This window comes from Nocardia sp. NPDC059177 (assembly GCF_042755165.1).
Taxonomy (GTDB): domain Bacteria; phylum Actinomycetota; class Actinomycetes; order Mycobacteriales; family Mycobacteriaceae; genus Nocardia.
In genome coordinates, this window is the sequence record NZ_JBHZBX010000014.1 from 117,894 (window position 1) to 140,970 (window position 23,077).

General features: G+C 70.4%; 15 protein-coding genes and 1 tRNA gene. 7 read left to right on the plus strand and 9 right to left on the minus strand.

Annotated elements, in window-relative coordinates; genetic code table 11:
* The first annotated feature begins 65 nt into the window (after positions 1 to 65).
* A complete protein-coding gene (locus tag ACFXK0_RS18970) occupies positions 66 to 1,589 on the plus strand; it encodes an aldehyde dehydrogenase family protein (RefSeq protein ID WP_379411761.1) in 1,524 nt (507 codons plus the stop codon).
* A 53-nt stretch (positions 1,590 to 1,642) separates the two neighbouring features.
* Positions 1,643 to 1,716, plus strand: a tRNA-Met gene (locus ACFXK0_RS18975).
* Positions 1,717 to 1,760: 44 nt separating this feature from the next.
* Here the strand turns inward: ACFXK0_RS18975 and ACFXK0_RS18980 are convergent.
* Positions 1,761 to 2,324 (minus strand): histidine phosphatase family protein, encoded by a 564-nt coding sequence (locus ACFXK0_RS18980; RefSeq protein WP_379411763.1) that lies wholly within the window; start codon positions 2,322 to 2,324, stop codon positions 1,761 to 1,763.
* 104 nt (positions 2,325 to 2,428) lie between these two features.
* On the opposite strand from ACFXK0_RS18980, the gene ACFXK0_RS18985 reads away from it, so the two are divergent.
* Together ACFXK0_RS18985 and ACFXK0_RS18990 are read left to right on the plus strand one after the other, a co-directional pair.
* Positions 2,429 to 8,335: a DEAD/DEAH box helicase gene (locus ACFXK0_RS18985; RefSeq protein WP_379411764.1), complete on the plus strand. Its 5,907-nt coding sequence runs from the start codon at positions 2,429 to 2,431 to the stop codon at positions 8,333 to 8,335.
* Positions 8,336 to 8,339: 4 nt separating this feature from the next.
* Entirely contained in the window at positions 8,340 to 9,122 is a 783-nt protein-coding gene (locus ACFXK0_RS18990; RefSeq protein ID WP_379411766.1) for a DNA-formamidopyrimidine glycosylase family protein, read from the plus strand.
* A 131-nt stretch (positions 9,123 to 9,253) separates the two neighbouring features.
* Here ACFXK0_RS18990 and glpD read toward each other — a convergent pair whose 3' ends face one another.
* Positions 9,254 to 11,044 (minus strand): glycerol-3-phosphate dehydrogenase, encoded by a 1,791-nt coding sequence (gene glpD / locus ACFXK0_RS18995; protein WP_379411767.1) that lies wholly within the window; start codon positions 11,042 to 11,044, stop codon positions 9,254 to 9,256.
* Positions 11,045 to 11,257: 213 nt separating this feature from the next.
* On the opposite strand from glpD, the gene glpK reads away from it, so the two are divergent.
* Positions 11,258 to 12,754: a glycerol kinase GlpK gene (glpK, locus tag ACFXK0_RS19000; protein WP_379411769.1), complete on the plus strand. Its 1,497-nt coding sequence runs from the start codon at positions 11,258 to 11,260 to the stop codon at positions 12,752 to 12,754.
* Positions 12,755 to 12,857: 103 nt separating this feature from the next.
* A complete protein-coding gene (locus ACFXK0_RS19005; protein WP_379411770.1) occupies positions 12,858 to 13,598 on the plus strand; it encodes an SDR family oxidoreductase in 741 nt (246 codons plus the stop codon).
* Between the two features lie 244 nt (positions 13,599 to 13,842).
* Here ACFXK0_RS19005 and ACFXK0_RS19010 read toward each other — a convergent pair whose 3' ends face one another.
* From ACFXK0_RS19010 to ACFXK0_RS19035, 6 genes are all read right to left on the minus strand, one after another.
* The gene (locus ACFXK0_RS19010; protein WP_379411838.1) at positions 13,843 to 15,015 is read right to left on the minus strand and encodes an NADH:flavin oxidoreductase; all 1,173 of its coding nucleotides are present in this window, start codon (positions 15,013 to 15,015) and stop codon (positions 13,843 to 13,845) included.
* Positions 15,015 to 15,596 carry a TetR/AcrR family transcriptional regulator gene (locus tag ACFXK0_RS19015; RefSeq protein WP_379411772.1) on the minus strand — a complete coding sequence of 194 codons (582 nt, stop codon included), beginning with the start codon at positions 15,594 to 15,596 and terminating at the stop codon, positions 15,015 to 15,017. Before ACFXK0_RS19015 ends, ACFXK0_RS19010 begins: the two co-directional genes overlap by 1 nt.
* A 197-nt stretch (positions 15,597 to 15,793) precedes the next feature.
* The gene (locus ACFXK0_RS19020; protein WP_379411773.1) at positions 15,794 to 16,969 is read right to left on the minus strand and encodes a PLP-dependent aminotransferase family protein; all 1,176 of its coding nucleotides are present in this window, start codon (positions 16,967 to 16,969) and stop codon (positions 15,794 to 15,796) included.
* A 90-nt stretch (positions 16,970 to 17,059) separates the two neighbouring features.
* A complete protein-coding gene (locus ACFXK0_RS19025; RefSeq protein ID WP_379411775.1) occupies positions 17,060 to 18,277 on the minus strand; it encodes a hypothetical protein in 1,218 nt (405 codons plus the stop codon).
* A 72-nt stretch (positions 18,278 to 18,349) separates the two neighbouring features.
* Entirely contained in the window at positions 18,350 to 19,366 is a 1,017-nt protein-coding gene (locus tag ACFXK0_RS19030; protein WP_379411776.1) for a hypothetical protein, read from the minus strand.
* Between the two features lie 256 nt (positions 19,367 to 19,622).
* Positions 19,623 to 21,023: an NAD(P)H-quinone dehydrogenase gene (locus tag ACFXK0_RS19035; RefSeq protein WP_379411777.1), complete on the minus strand. Its 1,401-nt coding sequence runs from the start codon at positions 21,021 to 21,023 to the stop codon at positions 19,623 to 19,625.
* 240 nt (positions 21,024 to 21,263) lie between these two features.
* Between ACFXK0_RS19035 and ACFXK0_RS19040 the strand changes: the two genes are divergently transcribed.
* Positions 21,264 to 21,725, plus strand: coding sequence for a gamma-glutamylcyclotransferase (locus tag ACFXK0_RS19040; protein ID WP_379411778.1), 462 nt, complete (start codon positions 21,264 to 21,266; stop codon positions 21,723 to 21,725).
* 124 nt (positions 21,726 to 21,849) lie between these two features.
* On the opposite strand, the gene ACFXK0_RS19045 is transcribed toward ACFXK0_RS19040, so the two are convergent.
* Positions 21,850 to 23,037 carry a M20 family metallopeptidase gene (locus ACFXK0_RS19045; RefSeq protein ID WP_379411839.1) on the minus strand — a complete coding sequence of 396 codons (1,188 nt, stop codon included), beginning with the start codon at positions 23,035 to 23,037 and terminating at the stop codon, positions 21,850 to 21,852.
* Positions 23,038 to 23,077 lie beyond the last annotated feature (40 nt).

Consider the following 23,077-nt stretch of genomic DNA (forward strand, 5'->3'; position numbering starts at 1 on the left):
CTGTTCCCCACCGAATTTCGCCGAACTTTTCCGTGAGCCCTACCAACGAGTAGAAGGTGAGCAAGATGACCGACACCGTGACCGAGCACTTCACCGAGCAGCTGTCACTGCGGGCCAGGGCGCTGCTGCACGGGCTCGGCGCGAGCCTGCCCGAGCCCGGTGACCTGCACGCCCGCACCCCCGTCTCCGGTGGTGTGCTGCTGTCACTGACCGCCGACACCCCCACCACCGTCGACGCCGCGATCGGCCGGGCCGCAGGCGCTTTCGGCGCCTGGCGCACGGTGCCCGCGCCGGTGCGGGCCGCGTTGGTGCGCAAGCTGGCCGAGCTGCTGGTGACCCATCAGCACGAACTGGCCGAACTGGTGACCCTGGAGGCGGGCAAGATCGGCGCCGAGGCACTGGGCGAGGTGCAGGAGATGATCGACGTCTGCGAGTTCGCGGTCGGCCTGTCGCGCCAGCTCTACGGCGCGACAATGCCTTCCGAGCGGCCCGGTCATCGCCTCATGGAGACCTGGCATCCGCTCGGTGTGGTCGGGGTGATCTCGGCGTTCAACTTCCCGGTCGCGGTCTGGGCCTGGAACACCGCGATCGCGCTGGTGTGCGGCGACACGGTGGTGTGGAAGCCGTCGGACACCACACCACTGACCGCGCTGGCCTGCCACACCCTGCTGCGCCGCGCGGCGGTCGAGGTGGGCGCGGATCCCGAAGTGCACCAGCTGGTCCAGGGTGGCGCGGCGGTCGGCGAGGCACTGGTCGACGACCCGCGCGTAGCCCTGCTCAGCGCGACCGGGTCGGTGCCGATGGGGGCGGTGGTCGGCCCGCGGGTGGCCGCCCGGTTCGGCCGGTGCCTGCTGGAACTGGGTGGCAACAATGCCGCCATTGTCGCGCCGAGCGCCGATCTGGAGCTGGCGGTGCGCGGGATCGTGTTCGCGGCGGCGGGGACCGCTGGTCAGCGGTGCACGTCGCTGCGCCGGTTGATCGTGCACCGGTCGATCGCCGATCAGCTCGTCGAGCGGCTCGTCGCGGCGTACAGCCAGCTGCCCGTGGGCAATCCGCTCGACGACGGCGTGCTGGTCGGGCCGCTGATCAACGAGCGCGCCTACACCGCCATGCAGGAAGCGCTCACCCGCGCCGAGGCCGACGGCGGCGAAAACCTCTGCGGTGGTGAACGAGTCGAACTCATCGGACCCGACGCCTATTACGTGCGCCCCGCGCTGGTGCGGATGCCCGGCCAGACCGGACTCGTGCGGGAGGAGACGTTCGCGCCGATCCTCTATGTGCTCACCTACGACGACATCGATACCGCGATCGCCCTGAACAACGATGTGACCCAGGGCCTTTCGTCGTCGATCTTCACCCTGGACCAACGCGAGGCCGAGCTGTTCCTGGCCGGATCCGATTGCGGCATCGCCAATGTCAACATCGGCACCTCCGGCGCGGAGATCGGTGGCGCGTTCGGCGGCGAGAAGCACACCGGTGGCGGGCGCGAGTCCGGCTCCGACTCCTGGAAGGCCTACATGCGCCGGGCGACCAACACCGTCAACTACTCCACCGAGCTGCCCCTCGCCCAGGGCATTCATTTCGGCTGATCAGCCAGCCGATTTCGTCAATCCGGGTGCCCCGTGTACAGTGGTGTTTACGACGCGGGATGGAGCAGCTCGGTAGCTCGCTGGGCTCATAACCCAGAGGTCGCAGGTTCAAATCCTGTTCCCGCTACTAGACGAAGGCCCCGGAGTTTCGGCTCCGGGGCCTTCGTTGCGTCAGTCCTCGCCCAGCCGCAGCGTCCAGTTGCCGCGATAGTGCAGCCGCACGATGCCCGCGGTCGCGACATCCATGCGCCAGAACGACTTCGGCGGCGCGTCGAGCACCACCAGCACGGCCGCGCGGATCACCGCCGGATGCGTCACCGCGACCGTGTCCCGGCCTGCGGAGGCGACCTCGGCCAGCCAGAACCGCGCCCGCTCCACCAGATCGGTCACCGATTCCCCGCCGTGCCCGCGGAATTGCGGATCGGTCAGCCAGGCGAACAGCTGATCCTGGACCAGCGACCCCATCTCGCTGCCCCGCCACGAACCGGCGTCGAGATCGCGTAATCGCTCGTCGGACTCGCCGGTGAGCCGCAACACCTCGGCGGTCTCGCGCGCCCGGCGTTCCGGCGCGATCAGCACCTGCGCGTCGGTCAGCGGGACCCGGCCGCGCACCGCCGCCCGGCGCAGGGCGGCCCGCCCCGACTCGTCCAGAGGTTCGTCGACAGGGAATCGCGCCTTACGTACCGCCTCGGTAAGGCCATGGCCGACCAGGTCGACTCTCAGCACCGTTTGCACGAGAGTTCAGGGTAGCTGCGGCCCGGAACGCGGTGTGACCCTGCACACCGTTCCGGGCGGCGGCCTCGCCGGGTTTGTCGGTGGGCCGGTGCACACTGAATGCCATGGACCGGTTCTCACCCGCTACCGCGCAGTGGTTCGACGGGGCTTTCCCCGCGCCGACCGCCGCGCAGCTCGGTGCGTGGGAGTCGATCGCGGCCGGGCAGAACACGCTGGTCATCGCGCCGACCGGGTCGGGAAAGACGCTCTCGGCGTTCCTCTGGGCGATCGATCAGCTGGCCAACCGCGAACCGCCGGAACCGGGGTCGCCTCGCGGGACGTCGGTGCTGTACGTGTCGCCGTTGAAGGCGCTGGCCGTCGATGTGGAGCGGAATCTGCGGTCACCGCTGGTCGGTGTCACCCAGACGGCCAAGCGGCTCGGGCTCGAACCGCCGGAGATCTCGGTGGGTGTGCGTTCCGGTGACACCACCCCCGCGCAGCGGCGGGCCATGCAGCGCACGCCGCCGGACATCCTCATCACCACCCCCGAGTCGCTGTTCCTGCTGCTCACCTCGGCCGCGCGGGAGACCTTGGCGCAGGTGCACACGGTGATCGTCGACGAGGTGCACGCCATCGCGGGTTCCAAACGCGGGGCCCATCTGGCGCTGTCGCTGGCCCGGCTCGACCAGCTGACCGAGCGGCCCGCGCAGCGCATCGGGCTCTCGGCCACGGTGCGGCCCGCCGAGGAGGTCGGACGGTTCCTGGTGGGGCCCGCGCCGATCACCATCGTGCGCCCGCCCGCGCCGAAGACCTTCGATCTGTCGGTGCGGGTGCCGGTGGCGGACATGACCGCGCCCGAGGACTCCGATCAGCCCGGCTCCATCTGGCCACACGTCGACGAGGCGATCGTCGACCTGGTACTCGGGCACCGGTCCTCGATCGTGTTCGCGAACTCGCGGCGGCTGGCCGAACGGTTGACCGCGCGGCTCAACGAGGCCTACGCGGCCCGCCTCGGCGAACCCGTCGACACCGAGCACGCGCCACCCGCCCAGCTCGGGCCGTCCACCGAGGTGATCCACGGTGCCGAGCACCTGCTGGCGCGTGCTCACCACGGGTCGGTCAGCAAGGAGCAGCGGGCCATCATCGAGGACGATCTCAAGAGCGGGCGGCTGCGGTGCGTGGTGGCCACCAGCAGTCTCGAGCTCGGTATCGATATGGGCGCGGTGGATCTGGTGGTGCAGGTCGAGGCGCCGCCGTCGGTGGCCAGCGGGTTGCAGCGGGTCGGGCGGGCCGGGCATCAGGTGGGTGAGGTGTCGCGCGGGGTGCTGTTTCCCAAGCACCGCACCGATGTCATCCACTGCACCGTCGCCGCCCAGCGCATGCTCGCCGGTGAGATCGAACTGCTGCAGATCCCGGCACACCCGCTCGACATCCTGGCCCAGCAGACTGTCGCCGCCTGCGCGCTGGAACCGATCGACGTGGACGCCTGGTTCGACGTCGTCCGTGCCACCGGCAGCTACGCCGCCCTGCCCCGCTCGGCCTACGAGTCCGTCCTCGACCTGCTGGCCGGGCGCTACCCGTCCGACGAGTTCGCCGAACTGCGCCCACGCGTGGTCTGGGATCGCGACGCGGGCACCCTCACCGGCCGCCCCGGCGCCCAGCGCCTCGCGGTCACCTCCGGCGGCGCCATCCCCGACCGCGGCATGTTCGCGGTGTTCATGGTGGGCGAAAAGGCCTCCCGGGTAGGCGAACTCGACGAGGAGATGGTCTACGAGTCCCGCGTCGGCGATGTGTTCGCCCTCGGCGCGACGAGCTGGCGGATCGAGGAGATCACCTTCGACCGCGTCCTGGTCTCCCCCGCCTTCGGCCTACCCGGCCGCCTCCCCTTCTGGCACGGCGACGGACTGGGCCGCCCAGCCGAATTGGGCGCCGCGCTGGGCGCATTCGTGCGATCGGCGGGCCAGGTGCCGGCCGACGATCTCACCCGCATCGTCGAGGGAATGGGTGCCGGTCGCTCGACAGCGGTTTCCACCACCGCCTCAGCGACCACAGATCCGCCGCCTGCGCTGCGAGTCTCCGGTGCGTTGCCCGAGACATCCGGATCGAACCACGGGCATTCCACCGACGAGTCGCCTGTGGGTGCGACGGAGGCCAGGCGGGCGCCGAAGGAAACCGAGCGGACGACGAACGACGGCCGGCAAGCACCGAACGACAGCCGGCAAGCACGAAGCACCGACCGGCAAGCACCGGGCATGGACGAGCGGGCACCAGGCGAGAACGGGCAGACGCCGGGCGAGGACGGACAGGCACCGAAGGAGCACAGGCACGCACCGGGCGAGAACGGCCGGGCACCGAACGACGCCAGGCGGGCACCGAACGAGAACGAGCAGGCACCGGGCGAGGCCGGGCAGACGCCGAGCGATCACAGGGGGGCGCGGGGCGACGCCGGGCAGGCTCCGGACGAGGACGAACAGGCACCGAGTGAGCACGGCCGGGCACCAAACGACGCCAGGCGGGCACCGAACGAGAACGAGCAGGCACCGAGCGAGGCCGGACGGGCGCGGGGCCAAGCCGGGCGGGCACCGAACGAGAACGAACAGGCACCGAGCGAGGCCGGACGGGCGCGGGGCCAAGCCGGGCGGGCACCGAACGAGAACGAACAGGCACCGAGCGAGGACGAGCAGGCGACGGGCGACGGGCAGATGCGTGGTGGTGCGAAGCGTCGGCGCGGGCGGGGTGGAGCCAAATCGGCTGTGGCTGAATTGAGTGCGGCGGCGGTTCGGCTTGATCAGATGGTGCGTGCGGCTGGGCTGGATCAGAATGCGACGGCGAATCTGGTCGGGTTGCTGGAGGAGCAGCGCACGGCGACCGGGCAGCTGCCGACTGATCGCACGTTGATCGTCGAACGGTTCCGTGACGAGCTCGGGGACTGGCGGCTGGTGCTGCACTCGCCGTTCGGTACGCCGGTCCATGCGCCATGGGCGCTGGCGGTCGGGGCGCGGTTGCAGGAACGGTTCGGGGTGGATGCGGCGCCGACGGCGTCCGACGACGGGATCGTGGTGCGATTGCCCGACACCACCGACGAACCGCCGGGTGCGGAACTGTTCGTTTTCGAGCCCGACGAGATCGACGACATCGTCACCGAACAGGTCGGCGGCTCGGCCCTGTTCGCTTCCCGGTTCCGCGAGTGCGCGGCCAGGGCATTGCTGCTGCCGCGCCGCGACCCGGGCAAGCGCGCGCCGCTGTGGCAGCAACGGCAGCGGTCGGCTCAATTGCTGGATGTGGCACGCAAATTCCCGCAGTTCCCGATCCTGCTGGAGACCGTGCGCGAATGCTTGCGCGATGTCTACGACCTGCCCTCGCTGCGCGATCTGCTGACCAAGGTGGCCCGCCGTGAGGTCCGGTTGATCGAGGTGGAGACCGCGAGCCCCTCCCCCTTCGCCAACGCGCTGCTGTTCTCCTACATCGGCCAGTTCCTCTACGACGGCGACAGCCCGCTCGCCGAACGCCGCGCCGCCGCCCTGGCCTTGGACTCCAGCCTGCTCGCCGAGCTCCTCGGCCGCGTGGAACTGCGCGAACTCCTCGACCCCGAGGTCCTCACCCGCACCGAACGCGAACTCCAGCGCCTCACCCCCGAACGCCGAGCCCGCGACCCCGAAAGCCTCGCCGACCTCCTCCGCCTCCTCGGCCCCCTCACCCCCACCGAAGCCGCCGCCCGCTGCGTCCCGCGCCCCGGAACCCCCACGGCCGAAGCGGATTCCGCGCACGCCGACACCAGCGAAACCACCGACCCGGATGCCGTCCCGACCGCCCGCAAGCAAACCCACTCGACCACTGCCGCCACAAGCGGCACTACCGACGCGGGTGCCGGCGCCGTAGCAGCCGGCCGAGCTGCCCGGATCGAACCTGCCTCGGATCATCGCGGCGCGTCGACCCTCGATGACAACCCCGGTGGAACGCGCGGCATCAGCGAAGCCGCCGAGAGCGACTCGGACGACGACCAACGTGCCCGCGCGGTGCTCGCTGATTCGGATGCGCCGGAGTGGTTCGCGGAGTTGCGGGATTCCCGTCGGGCGCTGGAGGTTTCGTTCGCGGGGCGGACGTGGTGGGTGGCGATCGAGGATGCGGCGCGGCTGCGGGACGCGCTCGGGGTGCCGCTGCCGATCGGGGTGCCGCAGGCTTTCATCGAGCCGGTCGCTGATCCGCTCGGTGATCTCGTCGGCCGGTATGCCCGCACGCACGCGCCGTTCACCACCGCCGACGTGGCAGCCAGGTTCGGGCTCGGGCCCGCGGTGGCGGCCACGGCACTGCATCGGCTGCTGGCCGAGAAGCGGGTGGTGGAAGGCGAATTCACTCCGCATACGGTGGGCACGGAATGGTGCGACGCGCAGATTCTGCGCCGCCTGCGCCGTCGTTCCCTGGCCGCGGCCCGGCACGAGGTGGAGCCGGTCGCCACCGCCGCGTTCGCACGGTTCCTGCCCGCCTGGCAGCACGTCGGCTCGGGCGAGCTGCGCGGCGTCGACGGTGTGGCCACCGTGGTGGAACAGCTCGCGGGCGTCCCGATCCCGGCCTCGGCCTGGGAATCACTCATCCTGCCGCTGCGGGTACGCGACTACACCCCCGCCATGCTCGACGAGCTCATGGCCACCGGTGAGGTCGTCTGGTCCGGCCACGGCGCCATCACCGCCCGCGACGGCTGGATCGCCCTGCACCTGGCCGACCAGGCCCCCTTCACCCTCCCCCCACCCGACGACATCGACCCCACCGACACCCAACTCGCCCTCCTAGCCGCCATGGGCGCCACCCTCGATCCCCGCCCCACCCCACCGGCAATCGACCTCGACGAGCCCACCCACCCACACCCCACCCCCACAACCGGCCGCCGGCCACCAGCGACACCCACCCGACCCACCGCTACCCCCGCCCAACATGCCCCCGCACCTCACACCCAACTACCCGCGGGAGCCAAGACGCCGGACCCCGAGTCGAACAGCGAAACCCGACCGGACGCCGACGATTCCCGCGGACCGGAAACCGACATCGCCGACACCCGATCGGGCGCCGATGATTCTCGCGGGCTCCGGGACTCGCCGCGACTCCCCCCGACTCTGAGCGGCGGTGGGGCCTACTTCTTCCGGCAGCTCGCCGATACCACCGGCCTCCTCGATGACAAGACCGTGGGTGATGCGCTGTGGCAGCTCGTGTGGGCCGGGTATGTCTCCGGTGACACCTTCGCCCCGGTGCGCGCGCTGCTGTCCGGCACCGCGCGCAGCACCACCGCGCATCGCACGCCACGCCGGGCGCCGCGTGGGCGCGCGTATCTGCCGCGCGCGGCCATGCCGACCCGTTCCGGGCCGCCGACGCTGGCGGGGCGCTGGTCGATCCTGCCGGAACGGGTGCGGGACAACACTGTTCGCGCGCACGCCACCGCCGACCAGCTGATCGAACGCTACGGTGTGCTGACCCGGGGTTCGGTGCAGAACGAGGGGGTGCCGGGCGGTTTCGCGCTCATGTACCGCGTGTTGACCGAATTCGAGGATCGCGGCCGGTGCCGTCGCGGCTACTTCGTCGACACGCTCGGCGGTGCCCAGTTCTCCACCACCGATACCGTCGACCGCTTGCGTTCCTTCGACTCCGACCGCACCACCTCCCGCGCCGAGGTCTCGCTGGCCCTGGCTTCCTGCGATCCCGCGAACCCGTACGGCGCCGCACTCCCGTGGCCCAAGGGTGATGCCGACGGCGGGCACCGGCCGGGCCGTAAGGCGGGGGCGCTGGTGGTGCTGGTCGGCGGCGAACTGGTGCTGTACCTGGAACGTGGCGGCAAGACCCTGCTCACCTTCACCGAGGACCCCGGCCTGCGCCGCGCCGCGGCGATCACGCTGGCGGGGCTGGTCCATGAGCGCCGGGTCGAATCGCTGGTGATCGACAAGGTCAACGGGGATACCGTGCACGGCAACACTTTCGCCGACTTCCTCGTCGAGGCGGGGTTCGCGGTCACGCCGCGCGGGCTGCGGTTGCGCAGGCAGGTGTAGCCGAATGCCCGAGGGCGACACCGTCTTCCGCACCGCCGAACGCCTGCGGACGGCCCTGGCGGGCACCACCTTGACCCGCAGCGATTTCCGGGTCCCCCGGTTCGCGACCGTGGATCTGGTCGGCGCCGTGGTCGAGGAGGTCGCCAGCTTCGGCAAGCACCTGTTCATCCGCACCGACCGGGTGAGCATCCACAGCCACCTGAAGATGGAGGGCGAGTGGCGGGTGTTCCACTGCGGTCAGCGCTGGACCAAGCCCCGGGTCACCGCCCGCGCGGTGCTGTCCAACGACGAGGTCGAGGCAGTGGGTTTCGCGCTCGGCAAACTCGAGGTCCTGCCCCGCGCCGAGGAACACACGGTCATCGACCACCTGGGCCCCGACCTGCTCGGCCCCGGCTGGGACCCCGCCGAGGCCCTGCGCCGCCTCACCGAATACCCCCGTCGCGCCATCGGTCTCGCACTGCTCGACCAGTGCAACCTGGCCGGCATCGGCAACATCTACCGCAGCGAGATCTGCTTCCTGCGCCGCGTCCACCCCGCCACCCCGGTCGGTGACATCCCCGACCTCCCGGCCCTGGTCGACGAATCCCACCGCGTCCTGCGCAAAGCCGCCCACGAACCACCGTGGCGCCCCATGGTCTACAGCCGCACCCGCCGCCCGTGCCCCCGCTGCGGCACCGCGATCGTCTCCCGCCTCCTCGGCGAGGACGACCCCGCCGACCGCATCACCCAGCGCGAACGCGGCATCTACTTCTGCCCCCGCTGCCAGCCCGAACCCACACCCCGCTGAGTCCCATTTCGCGCTGGGCTCGAAGATTCCCCGCCGATGCCAGGGTCCTGAACCGGCGAAATCGTGCAATTCGCTGTCCGCCAGTCGTTTTTCTGTCTGGACGGTGACAGATTGCACGAAAATGCCGATCCTCACCGATCCTGCGGCACCGGTTCGAGCAGCTGCGGGCGCGGTTCGGGTGCGGCGGCACGCAGGGCGTCGGCGGAGGCGTCGTCGGGCTGGGTCTGGGATTCGATCTCGGCGCGGACCCGGGCTTGATAGGTCGATACCTCGCGGTCGACATCGTCGGCGTCCCAGCCGAGGACGGGGGCGACCAGGTTGGCTACCTGTTCGGCGCTGTTCGCGCCGCGATCGGAGTACTCGATCGCGATGCGGGTGCGGCGGGCGAGGATGTCGTCGAGGTGCAGCGCGCCCTCGGCGGCGGCCGCGTAGACCGCCTCGACCTGCAGGTAGGACGGTGCGTCGGTGATCGGTTGCAGGAGTTCGGGTTTGCCCGCAGCGTAGGCGAGCACCTCGTCGACCAGCGAGCCGTAGCGGTCGAGCAGGTGTGTCATCCGGTAGGGGTGCACGCCGTACTGCTCGGCCAGCTGGACGGTCTGGTTCACCAGCGCGAAGTAGCCGTCGGCGCCGAGCAGCGCCACCTTCTCGGTGATCGAGGGTGACACCCTGGCCGGAATGTCCTGGGCCGCTTCGTCCATCGCGTCGGCGGCCATCACCCGGTAGGTGGTGTACTTGCCGCCCGCGATGCTCACCAGGCCGGGTGCGACGCGCGCGACCGCGTGCTCGCGGGAGAGCTTGGAGGTCTCGTCGCTCTCACCGGCCAGCAGCGGCCGCAGCCCGGCGTAGACGCCGTCGATGTCGGCGGGGGTGAGCGGGGTGACCAGCACTTCGTTGACCCGGTCCAGCAGATAGTCGATATCGGCCTTGGTGGCGGCGGGGTGGGCCAGGTCCAGGTTCCAGTCGGTGTCGGTGGTGCCGATGATCCAGTGCGCGCCCCACGGAATGAGGAACAGCACCGAGGTGGCCGTGCGCAGGATGATCGCGGCATCGCTGACGATGCGGTCGCGCGGCACCACGATGTGCACACCCTTGGACGCGCGCACATGGAATCGGCCCCGCTGATGCGACAGGCCCTGCACCTCGTCGGTCCACACGCCCGTCGCGTTGATCACCACGTTCGCGCGCGCCTCGCCGGTCCGGCCGTCCTCGGTGTCGCGCATCTTCACCCCGACCACCCGGTCGGCTTCGCGCAGCAGCCCGACGACCTGTGTCGAGGTGCGGATGACCGCCCCGTAATGCGCCGCGGTGCGGGCCACGGTCATGGTGTGGCGGGCGTCGTCGACCACGGTGTCGTAGTAGGTGACCCCGCCGATCATCGACCCGCGGCGCAGCCCGGGCGCCAGCCGCATCGCCCCGAGCCGGGTCAGGTGATGCTGTCCCGGAACGGATTTCGAGCCGCCCATGGTGTCGTAGAGGGTCAAGCCCGCCGCGACGTACGGGCGTTCCCAGACGCGGTGGGTCAGCGGGTACAGGAAGCGCAGCGGCTTCACCAGGTGCGGCGCCAAAGTCGACAGGGCCAGTTCGCGTTCCTTGAGCGCCTCCCTGACCAGCCCGAACTCCAGCTGTTCGAGATAGCGCAGCCCGCCGTGGAACATCTTCGACGACCGGCTCGAGGTCCCCGAGGCCAGATCGCGGGCTTCGACCAGCGCCACCGACAGACCACGGGTCGCCGCGTCCAGCGCGATGCCGGCGCCGACCACGCCGCCGCCGATGACCAGCACATCGAACTGTTCTTTCCCCAGCCGCTCCCAGGCGGCCCGCCGGTGCTCTGGCCCCAGCTGCCCCGGTCCGAGCCGGTCACGTTTCGCGCCCGCGACCAGTTCACCCGGGTGGAGGAACGGAAATTCCGGTGTCTGCGCCATGCTCGACTCCTCGCCGCCGACCGAAGTCCGGCCGGTCCCAGCCGACAGTGTCACCGACACCCGGCACGGGACCCGGCGTCGCTGCGTACCGGCTAAACGTAGCGCTCGCCGACGGCCGGGGCGCGCCAGGCCGCGGCGTGGCAGCGAAAATCGGGCACGGCGAAGCTGCTCGGGGCGGACCGGGCGACCGGTGTCCTCGGCTAACCTGCATCAATGCGTCGCTATGTGGCCGCCATCGATCAGGGCACGACTTCGAGTAGGTGCATCGTCTTCGACCGGCAGGGCCGGATCGTCGGAACCGCGCAGCGGGAGCACCGGCAGATCTTCCCGAAACCGGGCTGGGTGGAGCACGATCCGGTGGAAGTGTGGCGCAATACCGAATGGGTGCTCGGCGCCGCGCTGGGCAACAGCGGCTGCTCGGCCGGTGACCTCGCCGCGATCGGCATCACCAATCAGCGCGAGACCACGGTGGTCTGGGACCGGGCCACCGGGGAACCGGTGTACAACGCCATCGTCTGGCAGGACACCCGCACCGACCAGCTGTGTACCGAACTCGCGGGCGAGTACGGCCCGCAGCGCTACGCCGACCGCACCGGGCTGCCGCTGTCGACCTATTTCGCCGGGCCGAAGCTGCGCTGGATTCTCGACAATGTCGACGGTGTGCGCGCCAGGGCCGAGGCGGGCGAGCTCTGTTTCGGCACCATGGACACCTGGGTGCTGTGGAACCTGACCGGCGAGCACAGCACCGACGTCACCAATGCCTCGCGCACCATGCTGATGGATCTGCGTACCCTGCAATGGGATTCGCGGATCTGCGCCGAATTCGGCATTCCGGAATCGCTGCTGCCGCGGATCCGCAGCTCCTCGGAGGTCTACGCCGAGATCACCGCGGGCCCGTTCGCCGGCGCCCCGGTCGCGGGGATTCTCGGTGACCAGCAGGCAGCGACCTTCGGTCAGGCGTGCCTGTCGCCCGGCGAGGCCAAGAACACCTACGGCACCGGCAATTTCATGCTGCTCAACACCGGCACCACCCCGGTGTTCAGCAAGCACGGCCTGCTCACCACCGCCTGCTACCAGCTCGGCGACGCACCGGCGGTGTACGCGCTGGAGGGTTCCATCGCCGTGACCGGTTCGCTGGTGCAGTGGCTGCGCGACAATCTGGGCATCATCGCCTCGGCCGCGGACGTGGAACCGCTGGCCCGCAGCGTCGACGACAATGGCGGCGCCTACTTCGTGCCCGCCTTCTCCGGCCTGTTCGCGCCCCGCTGGCGCCCCGATGCGCGCGGTGTCATCGCCGGGCTCACCCGCTTCGTCACCAAGGCGCATCTGGCCCGCGCGGCCCTCGAATCGACCGCCTTCCAGACCCGCGAGGTCGTCGACGCCATGCGCGCCGACGCCGCCGCCCAGCAGCTCGACCTGGAGCTCACCACCCTCAAGGTCGACGGCGGCATGACCGGCAACGACCTGCTCATGCAGTTCCAGGCCGACATTCTCGACGTGCCGGTGGTGCGCCCGGTGGTCCGCGAGACCACCGCCCTGGGCGCCGCTTACGCCGCCGGCCTGGCCGTCGGCTACTGGACCGGCCTGGACGACCTGCGCGCCAACTGGACCGCCGACCACACCTGGACACCCACCCTGTCCGAGGACGAGCGCGTCCGGCGCTACGCCGAGTGGAACAAGGCCGTCGAACGCACCTACGGCTGGGTCTGAGCGGCGGTTTCAATCGGCGATTGAACTACCGATTGAAACGTGTTTCACTCGCAGGGTCGAGATGGCGCCGCCCGGGTGGGCGGCTGGTTGCGAGGAGTGGCAAATGGGTGGACGGCTGGCGGGTCGCGTAGCACTGATCAGCGGGGCGGCATCGGGGATGGGGGCCTCGCACGCGCGCGCCTTCGTCGCCGAGGGCGCCGCGGTGATGCTCGCCGACATCGCCGACGCGGCGGGCGAGCAGCTGGCCGCCGAGCTCGGTGCGCGGGCGGGGTTCGTCCACCTCGACGTCACCAGCGGTGCCGACTGGGACGCGGCCGTCGCGGCCACGGTGGCACGCTTCGGCAAACTCGACGTACTGGTGAACAACGCAGGCATCCTCGACGCGGGCCCGCTCGGCACCTACACCGAAAAGCAGTGGCAGAACATGCTCGCCATCAACCTCACCGGCCCGTTCCTCGGCTTGACCGCGGCCCGCGACGCCCTGGTCGCCGCCCGTCCGGCCGCGGTGATCAATATTTCCTCGGCGGCCGGAATCCAGGGCGTGCCGGGCGCACACGGCTACACCGCGTCCAAGTTCGGGCTGCGCGGGTTGACCAAATCGGCGGCCCTGGAACTCGCTCCGCTCGGTGTGCGGGTGAACTCGGTGCACCCGGGCGGCGTGCTGACACCGATGCTGGGCGCCGATGCCGACGCCACCCTGGACCGTGGCGAGAATCCACTGGCCCGGCTCGGCCTGCCCGCCGAGATCACACCGATGGTGGTGTTCCTCGCCAGCGAGGAGTCGAGCTATTGCAACGGTGCGGAATTCGTCGTCGACGGCGGCATGACCGCGGGCCGCGGGTGAGCGGCGAACGCGATCACCTGGAACTGGGCCGCCGGTAGCGGGTCCGGGCTGGGAATTCAGCTCGGCGGACGAGCTGCACTGGGACTACGCCCGCGACGAATGGCTGGCGCCGTGGCAGATCACCGGCGACCGCGTCGAGGTCGAGTTCCGGCCGCGCCCGCACCGACGACGGGCGGTGGCTGGATCTCGACGGGCTCGTCGGCTGGGCCGAGGGGGCACGCAACCGCTGGTGCGGAAGGTCCGGTCAGGCCGGCTCGGGTCCGGCCAGTGCGCAGGCGGTGCGGGTGAAGATCGACGGCATGCACTTGTTGCAGTGCGTACACAGCGACGACGTGTGCTCGTTCTCCTGGATGCGCAGCAGCAGATCGGGCTGACGTAGCAGGGCGCGTGCCATTGCGACGAACTCGAAGCCCTCGTCCATCGCCAGCTGCATCGTCTCCGCGGAGGTGATGCCGCCGAGCAGGACCAGCGGCAGCTTCAGCTCGTAGCGGAACTGACGGGCGAGATCGAGCATGTAAGCCTCGCGGTACGGGTATTCGCGCAGGAAGAACCGCCCGCCCGCGCGCATGCCCCAGCGCATCGGTCCGTGGAAGACCTTGGCAAAGGCCGAGCGGGGCGCGTCGCCGTGGAACAGGTACATCGGGTTGAGCAGTGAGCTGCCGATGGTCAGTTCGAGTGCGTCGAGGGTGCCGTCGGCTTCGAGCCAGCGCCCGATCTGCAGGCTCTCCTCCAGGCGCAGCCCGCCGATGACGCCGTCGTCCATGTTCAGTTTGGCCAGCACCGCGATCCGGCCGCCGACCGCCTCGCGCACCGCCTGCGCGACCTCGCGGGCCAGCCGGGCGCGGTTGGCCAGGCTGCCGCCGTAGCCGTCCCTGCGATGGTTCAGCAGTGGACTGAAGAACGAGCTGATCAGGTAGTTGTGCCCGAAATGCAGTTCGACGGCGTCGAATCCGGCCGATTCGGCGGTCAGCGCGGCCTCGGCGAACAGCCGGATGACGCGCTGGAGTTCGGCGGCGTCCGGGCGGACGGTGAACGCGTTGCCCAGCGGGCTGTACAGCCGGCTCGGCGAGAGCGCGGGCATCCGGTTCGACGCGGCGTTCGCGACCGGTCCCGCGTGCCCGATCTGCGCGCAGGCGGCGGCCCCTTCGGCGTGGATGGCCGCGGTGAGCCGCCGCAGACCGGGGACAGCTTCCGGACGCATCCAGATCTGGTGGCGATCGGTGCGGCCCTCCGGCGCGACCGCGCAGTAGGCCACCGTCGACATCCCGACTCCGCCAGCGGACGGCGCGCGGTGGTATTCGATCAGGTCGTCGGTGACGAGCGCGTCGGGCGTGCGGCCCTCGAAGGTCGCGGCCTTGATCACCCGATTGCGCAATGTCACCGGCCCGAGCTGGGCCGGGGTGAATACCTTGTTCATCATGACTCCTGGTCCGCGGACAGGCCGGCGGTGACGAACGCGCACAGCGTGGCGACCGTGCGCGCGGACAGCACCCGGTCGGCGGCCAGCGGTGCGCCGAACTGGCCGAGGATGAGATCGAAGGCCAGCATCCAGCGCGTGCGCGCCTCGGCCTCGGACATCGCGGGATACCGCCGCAGCAGCAACCCGACGAACGGTTCGAGGGAGAACCAGCGCGCGGTGAAGCCGAGGTCCTGGCGGGCGAGCACCAGCCGGGCCAGCAGCCGGATGTGCAGCCTGCCGATCGGGTCGGCGGCCAGCTCCGCCAGCGGATCGACCACCGCGGCCACACACTGCGCGACGGTGGCGCCACTGCGGTCGAGCCCGTCCATCGACGACTCCCACAGCGGCCCGAGCCGGCTCTGCAACAGGGCCGCGACCAGGGCTTCCTTCGACCCGAAGTGGTAATGCACAGCTGCCGGGTTCGCCTCGGCGGCGGCACACACCGCCCGGATCGACACCCGCTCGTACCCTGACTCGAGCAGCAGACGCTCCGCCGCGGTCAGCAGCTTCTCCCTGGTGGTGTGATCGACTTGTCGCACTCAGCCAGTAGAACACGTTTCAATCGCTGATTCAATCACTGATCCAACGGTGATCGCACGGGAACCAGGAACCACGGAATCGGCGAGCTGGCGTAGTCGTGCATTCGGTCGCGGTTCGGTCCGAAAAGTGGGCCCGAGGCGTGAGGATTGCACGTTCTCGCCACCCGGGGGCTACGAGTCAGGCAGCCGTGTCGCTGTCAGCGGGCGGCGGCCGACAGCCGGGAGATCGCCTCGGTGAGGGTCGCCTCGTCGGAGGTGGTGAAGCACAGGCGCATCGCGGAGCGGTAGGCATCGGAGACGGCGAAGGCGGCGCCCGGAACGTACGCGACACCGGCCTCCAGCGCGGCTGGCAGCAGCGCGGAAGTGTCTGTGCCGTCGGTGAATTCGGCCCACACGAACATGCCGCCCGCGGCGTCGGTACAGGTGAGGCGGTCGCCGAAGGTGGTGCGGACGGCGGCGACGAGGGCGCGGGCCCGGGCCGCGTAGCGGGCGCGGACCGACTTGATATGGGCGGCCAGCCATTCGGTGTCGGTGAGCAGGGTCGCGGCGGTCTGCTGGGTGAGGGCGGAGCCGCAGAGGTCGGCGCCCTGTTTGAGCAGTTCGACGGCGCGGCAGACGCGGTCGGGGGCGGTCATCCAGCCGACGCGCAGGGCGGGGGCGAGGATCTTGGAGACGCTGGAGAGGCGGATCACCTGGGACGAGTAGGCGGCCACGGGGGCTGGGGCGGGCTGGTCGAACCAGAGTTCACCGTACGGGTCGTCCTCGATGATCCAGAAGCCGTGCGCCTCAGCGAGTTCCGCGAGCCGACGACGCCGCTCGGGCGCCAGGGTGACACCGCCGGGGTTGTGGAAGTTGGACACGGTGTGCACCACGGCCGGGCGTTCACCGGCGGCCAGCAACTCCTCGAGCAGGTCGACGCGCAGCCCGTCGCCGTCCAGCGGCACCGCGGCGATCCGCGCGCCCGCGGCCCGGAACACTTGCAGCGCACCGACATACGCGGGATCTTCGACGATCACCAGCGCGCCGGGATCGAGCAGCACCTCGGCCAGCAGCGACAGCGCCTGCTGGGACCCGTGGGTGACGAACACCTCCTCGACCGGCACCGTCCGGCCGATGCGGGCCGACTCGCGCGCCGCGAGCACCGCACGCAGCGCGGGCCAGCCGGGCGACTCGGTGTACTGCAGCACCGCCGGGTCGGCCAGCGCGGCCGCGGTGGCGGCGGCGATCCGTTCGCCCGGCATCAGCTCGGCGTCGGGCAGGCCGCCGGCCAGGCTGATGATGTCGGCGCGCGCGGTGAGTTTGAGCAGGTCCCGGATCGCGGAGCTCTGCAGGCCGGCGAGTTTACCGGCCAGGGCAGGGGTGGTCAGCGACATGGGAACCTCCGGGAACGCCAGGGGACGTGTTTACCGACGATCGCATATCGCAAACCAGAATATGAAATTTGAGTCCCAGAAAGTGAGACGCTAGCGAGTGAAGATGTGCTTCACCTGCCACTTTCCATCGATGGTGGTGGTCATGATCACCTGTGGATAGGTGATCTGGGTGCCGTCGGGATGCCATTCGGTCAGGTCGACGTCGAACCGGTCCGGTCCGGTTTCCCGGATCTGCACGCAGTGTTTGGCGCCGACCGGGATCTTGCCGTCGATCGCTCGCTGCAGCCGGTCGGCCTGCGAGATGTCGCCCTCGGGCGAAGCGAACTCGCGCACCTTCACCCCGGAGCGCTCGACATAGAAGGCGTACTGGAAGCCGAGAATCGCCCGGGGACCCGAGGACGTGTCACCGGGGCCGTTACCCACCGTCAGCCCCTGCTCGGACACCGCCTGGCACTCGAAGCCCGGAATCACCGCCGACGTGGTCGGCGCCGCGGTGGTCCCCGGGTCGTCACCGCCTCGTTTGACCAGGCTGATCGTCGTCACCAGAGCCACCACGATCACGACAGCGGCGACGGTGCCACCGATGATCCAGGGCAGGCGGTTCTGCGTTTCCTTCTGCTCGCTGACCGGCGCGACCGGCGACTTCGGGGCCAGCCGGCGCGCGATCGGATCGTCGGCCCAGGACAGACCGGGCTCGGCGGGCGGTTTCGGCACACCGCCGTCGTCGTCCGGGCTGTTCCACCAGGCCTTGTCATCGTCTTTGCGCTCCGCGGCAGGCAGCGGCGCACGCGTCGTTTCCGGGGCGGGCACCCGGACCGTCTCGGGTGCCCGCACGATATCGGGCTCGGGATCCCGGCGCGGCGGACGTTCCCGCCGGATGACCTCGGTCATCTCACCGCCGGAAGCCACCGGCACCGAGTCACCGAACGGCGAGGCGTCCCGCCCACCCGGCGGCGGGGTGGCCACGGCATCGCCGAAGACCGAGGTCGGCGCGGACTGCGAACGCGGCGGCACCGGGCCACGCGGCGGCGCGACCGGCGGGCCGGGCGGCGCGGCAGGCTGATTCGGCGGCGGCGCGACCGGCGGCGGACCCGACACCGGCGCACCGAACGGACCGGCCGCACCCGCGGGCGGACCGAACGGGCCGGGCGCGGCGGGCGGCGCGGCGGCAGGCTGCCACCCGCGTTCGGGTAGCGCGCCCGGCGCAGGCGGCGGCGTCGCGGCGAGCGGTCCACCGAAACTGGTGGTCACATCGTCGACCGGCGGGCCGAAATCGCCGAAATCGTTCTCGTCACCCTCGGTGCCCAAGTCCAATCCTTTCCCCAGGACACACGTGTGGGGCGGTCGTCAGCCGACCGCCCCACACGTCGTAGGTGTGTGTCAGTACTGGAGCGAGCCACCCCACTGGGTGGTGACACCAGCGACGTGCACCGTCTGAAGCAGCTCCCCCGGCACCGGCAGTGTAGCCTTCGCCGCCGCTTCCATGGCGGCGGTGCCACCCGGCTGCGCCTTGATCCAGTTCTCGACCGCCGCCTTGGCCAGGTTGGCCTGGGTGGTGTCGAGGACGGTCACGGTGGTGTTGTCGGCACGGCCGTCGCCACCGTTGAAGGTGGTGACCTTGACCGAGTTCTCGCCGATGTACTCCACCGAGACACCGGCGTCACCGAAGCCGCCACCGGGCGCCCGGTAGCCGATGGTGCCGACGTAACCGTGCTCGTTGTTGTAGTGGTGGGTGTTGGCGAGCGCGCCGGGCAGCAGGCCGCCGGCATCGATCGTGGCACCGACCTCCTGGTGCGGGCCCTCCATCGCGACCACGGGAGCGGCCGGGGCGTTCGCCAGACGCGGCGCCTGCCACGCGGGCTCCTCGGGCTCCTGGATGAGGGTTTCCGGCGACTCGCTGTCGGAGTCGTCCCCGGCGCCCTGATCGGACGGCGCGGTCGGCTGGTTCTGCGACGGCTGCGCGGGGTCGGTCGTACCCGGCTGGGCCGGAGTGGTCCCGTCCTCGCCCGGCGTGGTGGCACCGGTCTCCGGGTGCACCGCAGGCTGGACCTCGGACTGACCGGGCACCGGCAGCGGCGCGGTGCGCGGCGTGGTGACACCGGGCTGCGACGGCGTCGGCTTGACCGGATCGCTTTCCGGCTCGCCCGGCTCCGGGCTGGTGACACCCGGCTGCGACGGCGTCGGCTTGGTCTCGCCCGGCTTCTCGTTCTCCGGAGTGGCCGGAGTGGCCTGCTCAGGAGTGGCCGTCTCCGGCGTCTCCTGGCTTTCGGTACCCGGCTGCGCAGGCGCCGGTGTCGCGGGGGTGGTCGGCTGGTCACTGGGGACCGCGCCGGCCGGCGCCGCGAGGAGAGTTGCCACGGCGGCCGCAGCAGCCAGGGGCAAGGATGTGCTGGCCATCGCTCGCTGCGCCCGACTCGGCTTACGATGCTTCACTTTTCGCTGTTCCCTTTCCCGGAGGGAGTCCCCCACTGCTCCACCACGCGACCTGAACAGATCGCGCCTCGGCGGTGAGTCAACCACACGAGCGCGAGACAGGCAACGCGGCAGTAGTTTTCATGACCGCCGCTGCCGTGAACAGCCGGGTCGTTCGGCAAGCCGGACATTTTGAAACCCGAAATACCAGTGATGCGTCTCACATTCGAGCGCGGGCCGGTCAGTCCAGATCGTCGTGGCGCATCAGCAAACGCCCGGCTTCGGTGACCGAACCGGTCAGCGACGGATACACCGAGAAGGTCTGCGCGAGATCGGTGACGGTGAGGTTGTTCTGCACCGCCAGCGCGATCGGCAGGATCAGTTCCGAGGCGATCGGCGCGACGACCACCCCGCCGATCACCACACCGGTCGCCGGGCGGCAGAAGATCTTGACGAAGCCGCGGCGCAGCCCCGACATCTTCGCGCGCGGGTTGGTGTTCAGCGGCAGCATCACCGTGCGCGCAGGCACCTCACCGTTGTCGATGGCGGTCTGACTGACCCCGACCGTCGCGATCTCGGGCCGGGTGAACACCGCCGAGGCCACCGTCTTCAACCGGATCGGGCTCACGCCCTCGCCCAGCGCGTGATACATCGCGATCCGGCCCTGCATGGCGGCCACCGAGGCCAGCGGGAGCAGGCCGGTGCAGTCACCGGCGGCGTAGATGCCGGGCACCGAGGTGCGCGAAACCCGGTCCACCCGAAGGTATCCGCCGCGATCGAGTTCGATGCCGACCCGGTCCAGGCCGAGCTCGGCGGTGTTCGGCGTCGAGCCGACGGTCATCAGCGCGTGCGAACCGGTCACCGTGCGCCCGTCGGACAGCTTCACCACGATGCCTTCGGCGGTGCGCTCCACCGCGTCGGCGCGCGCGTGCTTGACCAGTTCCACGCCGCGTTCGGCCAGCGCCTCCTCGAGCACCAGCGCGGCGTCGGCATCCTCGCCGGGCAGCACCCGGTCGCGGCTCGAGACCAGCTTCACCCGCACACCCATCTCGGTGTAGGCGGAGACGAACTCGGCACCGGTCACGCCGGAACCGACCACGACCAGCGTCTCGGGCAGCTCGGGCAGGTCGTAGAGCTGGCGCCAGTTCAGGATGCGCTCGCCGTCGGGTTCGGCGCCCGGCAGCACCCGCGGGCTGGCGCCGGTCGCGATCAGCACCACCTCGGCCTCGAACTCCTCGCTGCTGCCGTCGGCCACGGTCGCCTTGATCCGATGCGCCAAACCGGTTGCCGGACCGACCAATTCGCCACGCCCCGCCAGCACTTGCACACCGGCGGCCTGGAGTTTCGCGCGGATGTCGGAGGACTGGGCCAGTGCGAGCGCCTTGACGCGGCCGTTGACCTCGGGCAGATGGACCTGCGCCTGGCTGGCGTCGATGGTGATGCCCAGATCGCGCGCGCGGCGCAGATCGGTGCGCAATCCCGTCGAGGCGATGAAGGTCTTGGACGGCACGCAATCCCACAGCACACAGGCGCCACCGATACCGTCGGCGTCGACCAGGGTCACCGAAGCCCCGTGCTGGGCGGCCACCAGCGCCGCCTCGTATCCCGCCGGTCCGCCGCCGATGATCGCAATCCGTGCCACAGTCACGCTCCTGTGTTGTTGGCGGCGCGGGCGCCGCGGGTCGCGGGCCGGGCCGCGAAGGCTCGTCGGGCTCGCCCTTGTGGGGGTCACCTCGGGTGTCGATGTTCATCATTTCAGGTGTGCCGTGTCGGTATCGCGTCGGCTCGGTGAACAGGTTCGGCGTGTTCGCCGAGTGTGACGGTCAGCCGATCTGGGTGGGAGACGGGAATTCCGCAGCTGTTATTGGCTACAGTTCCTCAGGTGCCGATCTATGCCGCTTACGGGTCCAACATGGACTCGACGCAGATGCTGGAACGCTGCCCGCATTCGCCCATGTCCGGGACCGGGTGGCTGGAAGGTTGGCGCCTGACCTTCGCCGGTGACGACATCGGCTGGGAAGGGCCGTTGGCCACCGTCGTCGAAGATCCCGGCTCCCGGGTGTTCGTCGTGCTCTACGACGTCTCCCCCGAGGACGAGGAGAGCCTCGACCGCTGGGAAGGCTCGGACTTCGGTATCCACAAGAAGATCCGGATCCGCGTCACCGGCAACCAGGGCGAAGCCCGCCTGGCCTGGCTCTACGTCCTCGACGCCTACGAAGGCGGCCTCCCCTCGGCCCGCTACATCGGCGTCATCGCCGACGCCGCCGAAAAAGCAGGCGCCCCCGAGGATTACGTCCACGCCTTGCGCACCCGCAACAGCAAAAACGTAGGCCCCGGCGCTTGACCGCCTCTCCGCGATTTCTGGCCGGACTCGTCGGCCACTGACTGTAACGTCGGCGGCCGGCGGTTCCGGGGTGGGTGCGTCAGCCCGTTCCCGGTGAGTTACCCATGTCCTTCTGCGCTGCTGTTCACGCCTGCAACACGATATTCGTCAACGTCCGCACCCCCACCGCCAGCGCCCGCTCATCGATATCGAACGTCGGCTGATGCAGGTCCAGCTGATCACCGACCCCCGACCACACACCAAGCCTGGCCATCGCCCCCGGCGCCTCCTCCAGGTACCAGGAGAAGTCCTCGCCACCACCGGACTGCGGAGTGTCGGCCAGCGCGTCGGGCCCGATCGCCAGCACCGCGTTCTCGAACATCAGCGCCGAGGTCGGATCGTTGACCACCGGCGGCACCCCGCGCTTGTAGTTGAGCTGGTAGCGCACGCCGGTGGGCGCGAGCAGCCCGTCGATGATCTCGCGGACCAGCGGTTCCAGCATCAGCCAGGTGGCGTGGTCGCCGGTGCGCACCGTGCCGGTGAGCATGCCGGTCTGCGGGATGGCGTTGGGTGCCTTGCCCGCGCTGACCGCGCCCCACACCATGATCGTGCTGGTCCGCGGGTCGACGCGACGGCTGAGCAGTCCGGGCAGGCCGGTGATGACGGTGCCGATCGCGTACACCAGATCGCTGGTCAGATGCGGGCGCGAGGTGTGTCCGCCGGGTGAGTCGAGCACGAGTTCGACGGTGTCGGCGGCCGAGGTGATGGCCCCGGTGCGCAGCCCGACCTTGCCGACCTCGAGCCGCGGGTCGCAGTGCAGTGCGAAGATCCGGTCGACGCCGTCCATGCCGCCGGCCGCGACCACGTCCAGCGCGCCGCCGGGCATCACTTCCTCGGCGGGCTGGAACACCAGCCGCACCCCGACCGGCAGGTGCGCTTCGGCCTCGGCCAGCGCCAGCGCGGTGCCGAGCAGCACCGTGGTGTGCGCGTCGTGGCCGCAGGCGTGCGAGACGCCGGGCACGGTGGAGGCGAAGCTCAGGCCGGTGAACTCCTGCATCGGCAGCGCGTCCATGTCGGCGCGCAGGGCGATCCGCGGCGCGCCGGTGGGGCCGAGGTCGCAGAGCAGGCCGGTGCCGCCGGGCAGAGTCTGCCAGGTCAGCCCGGCTTTGGTGAGCCAGCCTGCGACGAATTCGGTGGTGGCGAACTCCGCGCGCGACAGTTCGGGGTTGGCGTGGATGTGTCTGCGCCATTGCACCAGGTCACCGGTGTGTTCGGCCAGCCACGCGTCGACGATCTCGGTTCCCGGCATCCCGTCTCGTTCGGCGTCCGGCATGGTCGGGACCACCGCGTTCGCGCGCGTCATCGGCTGGGCG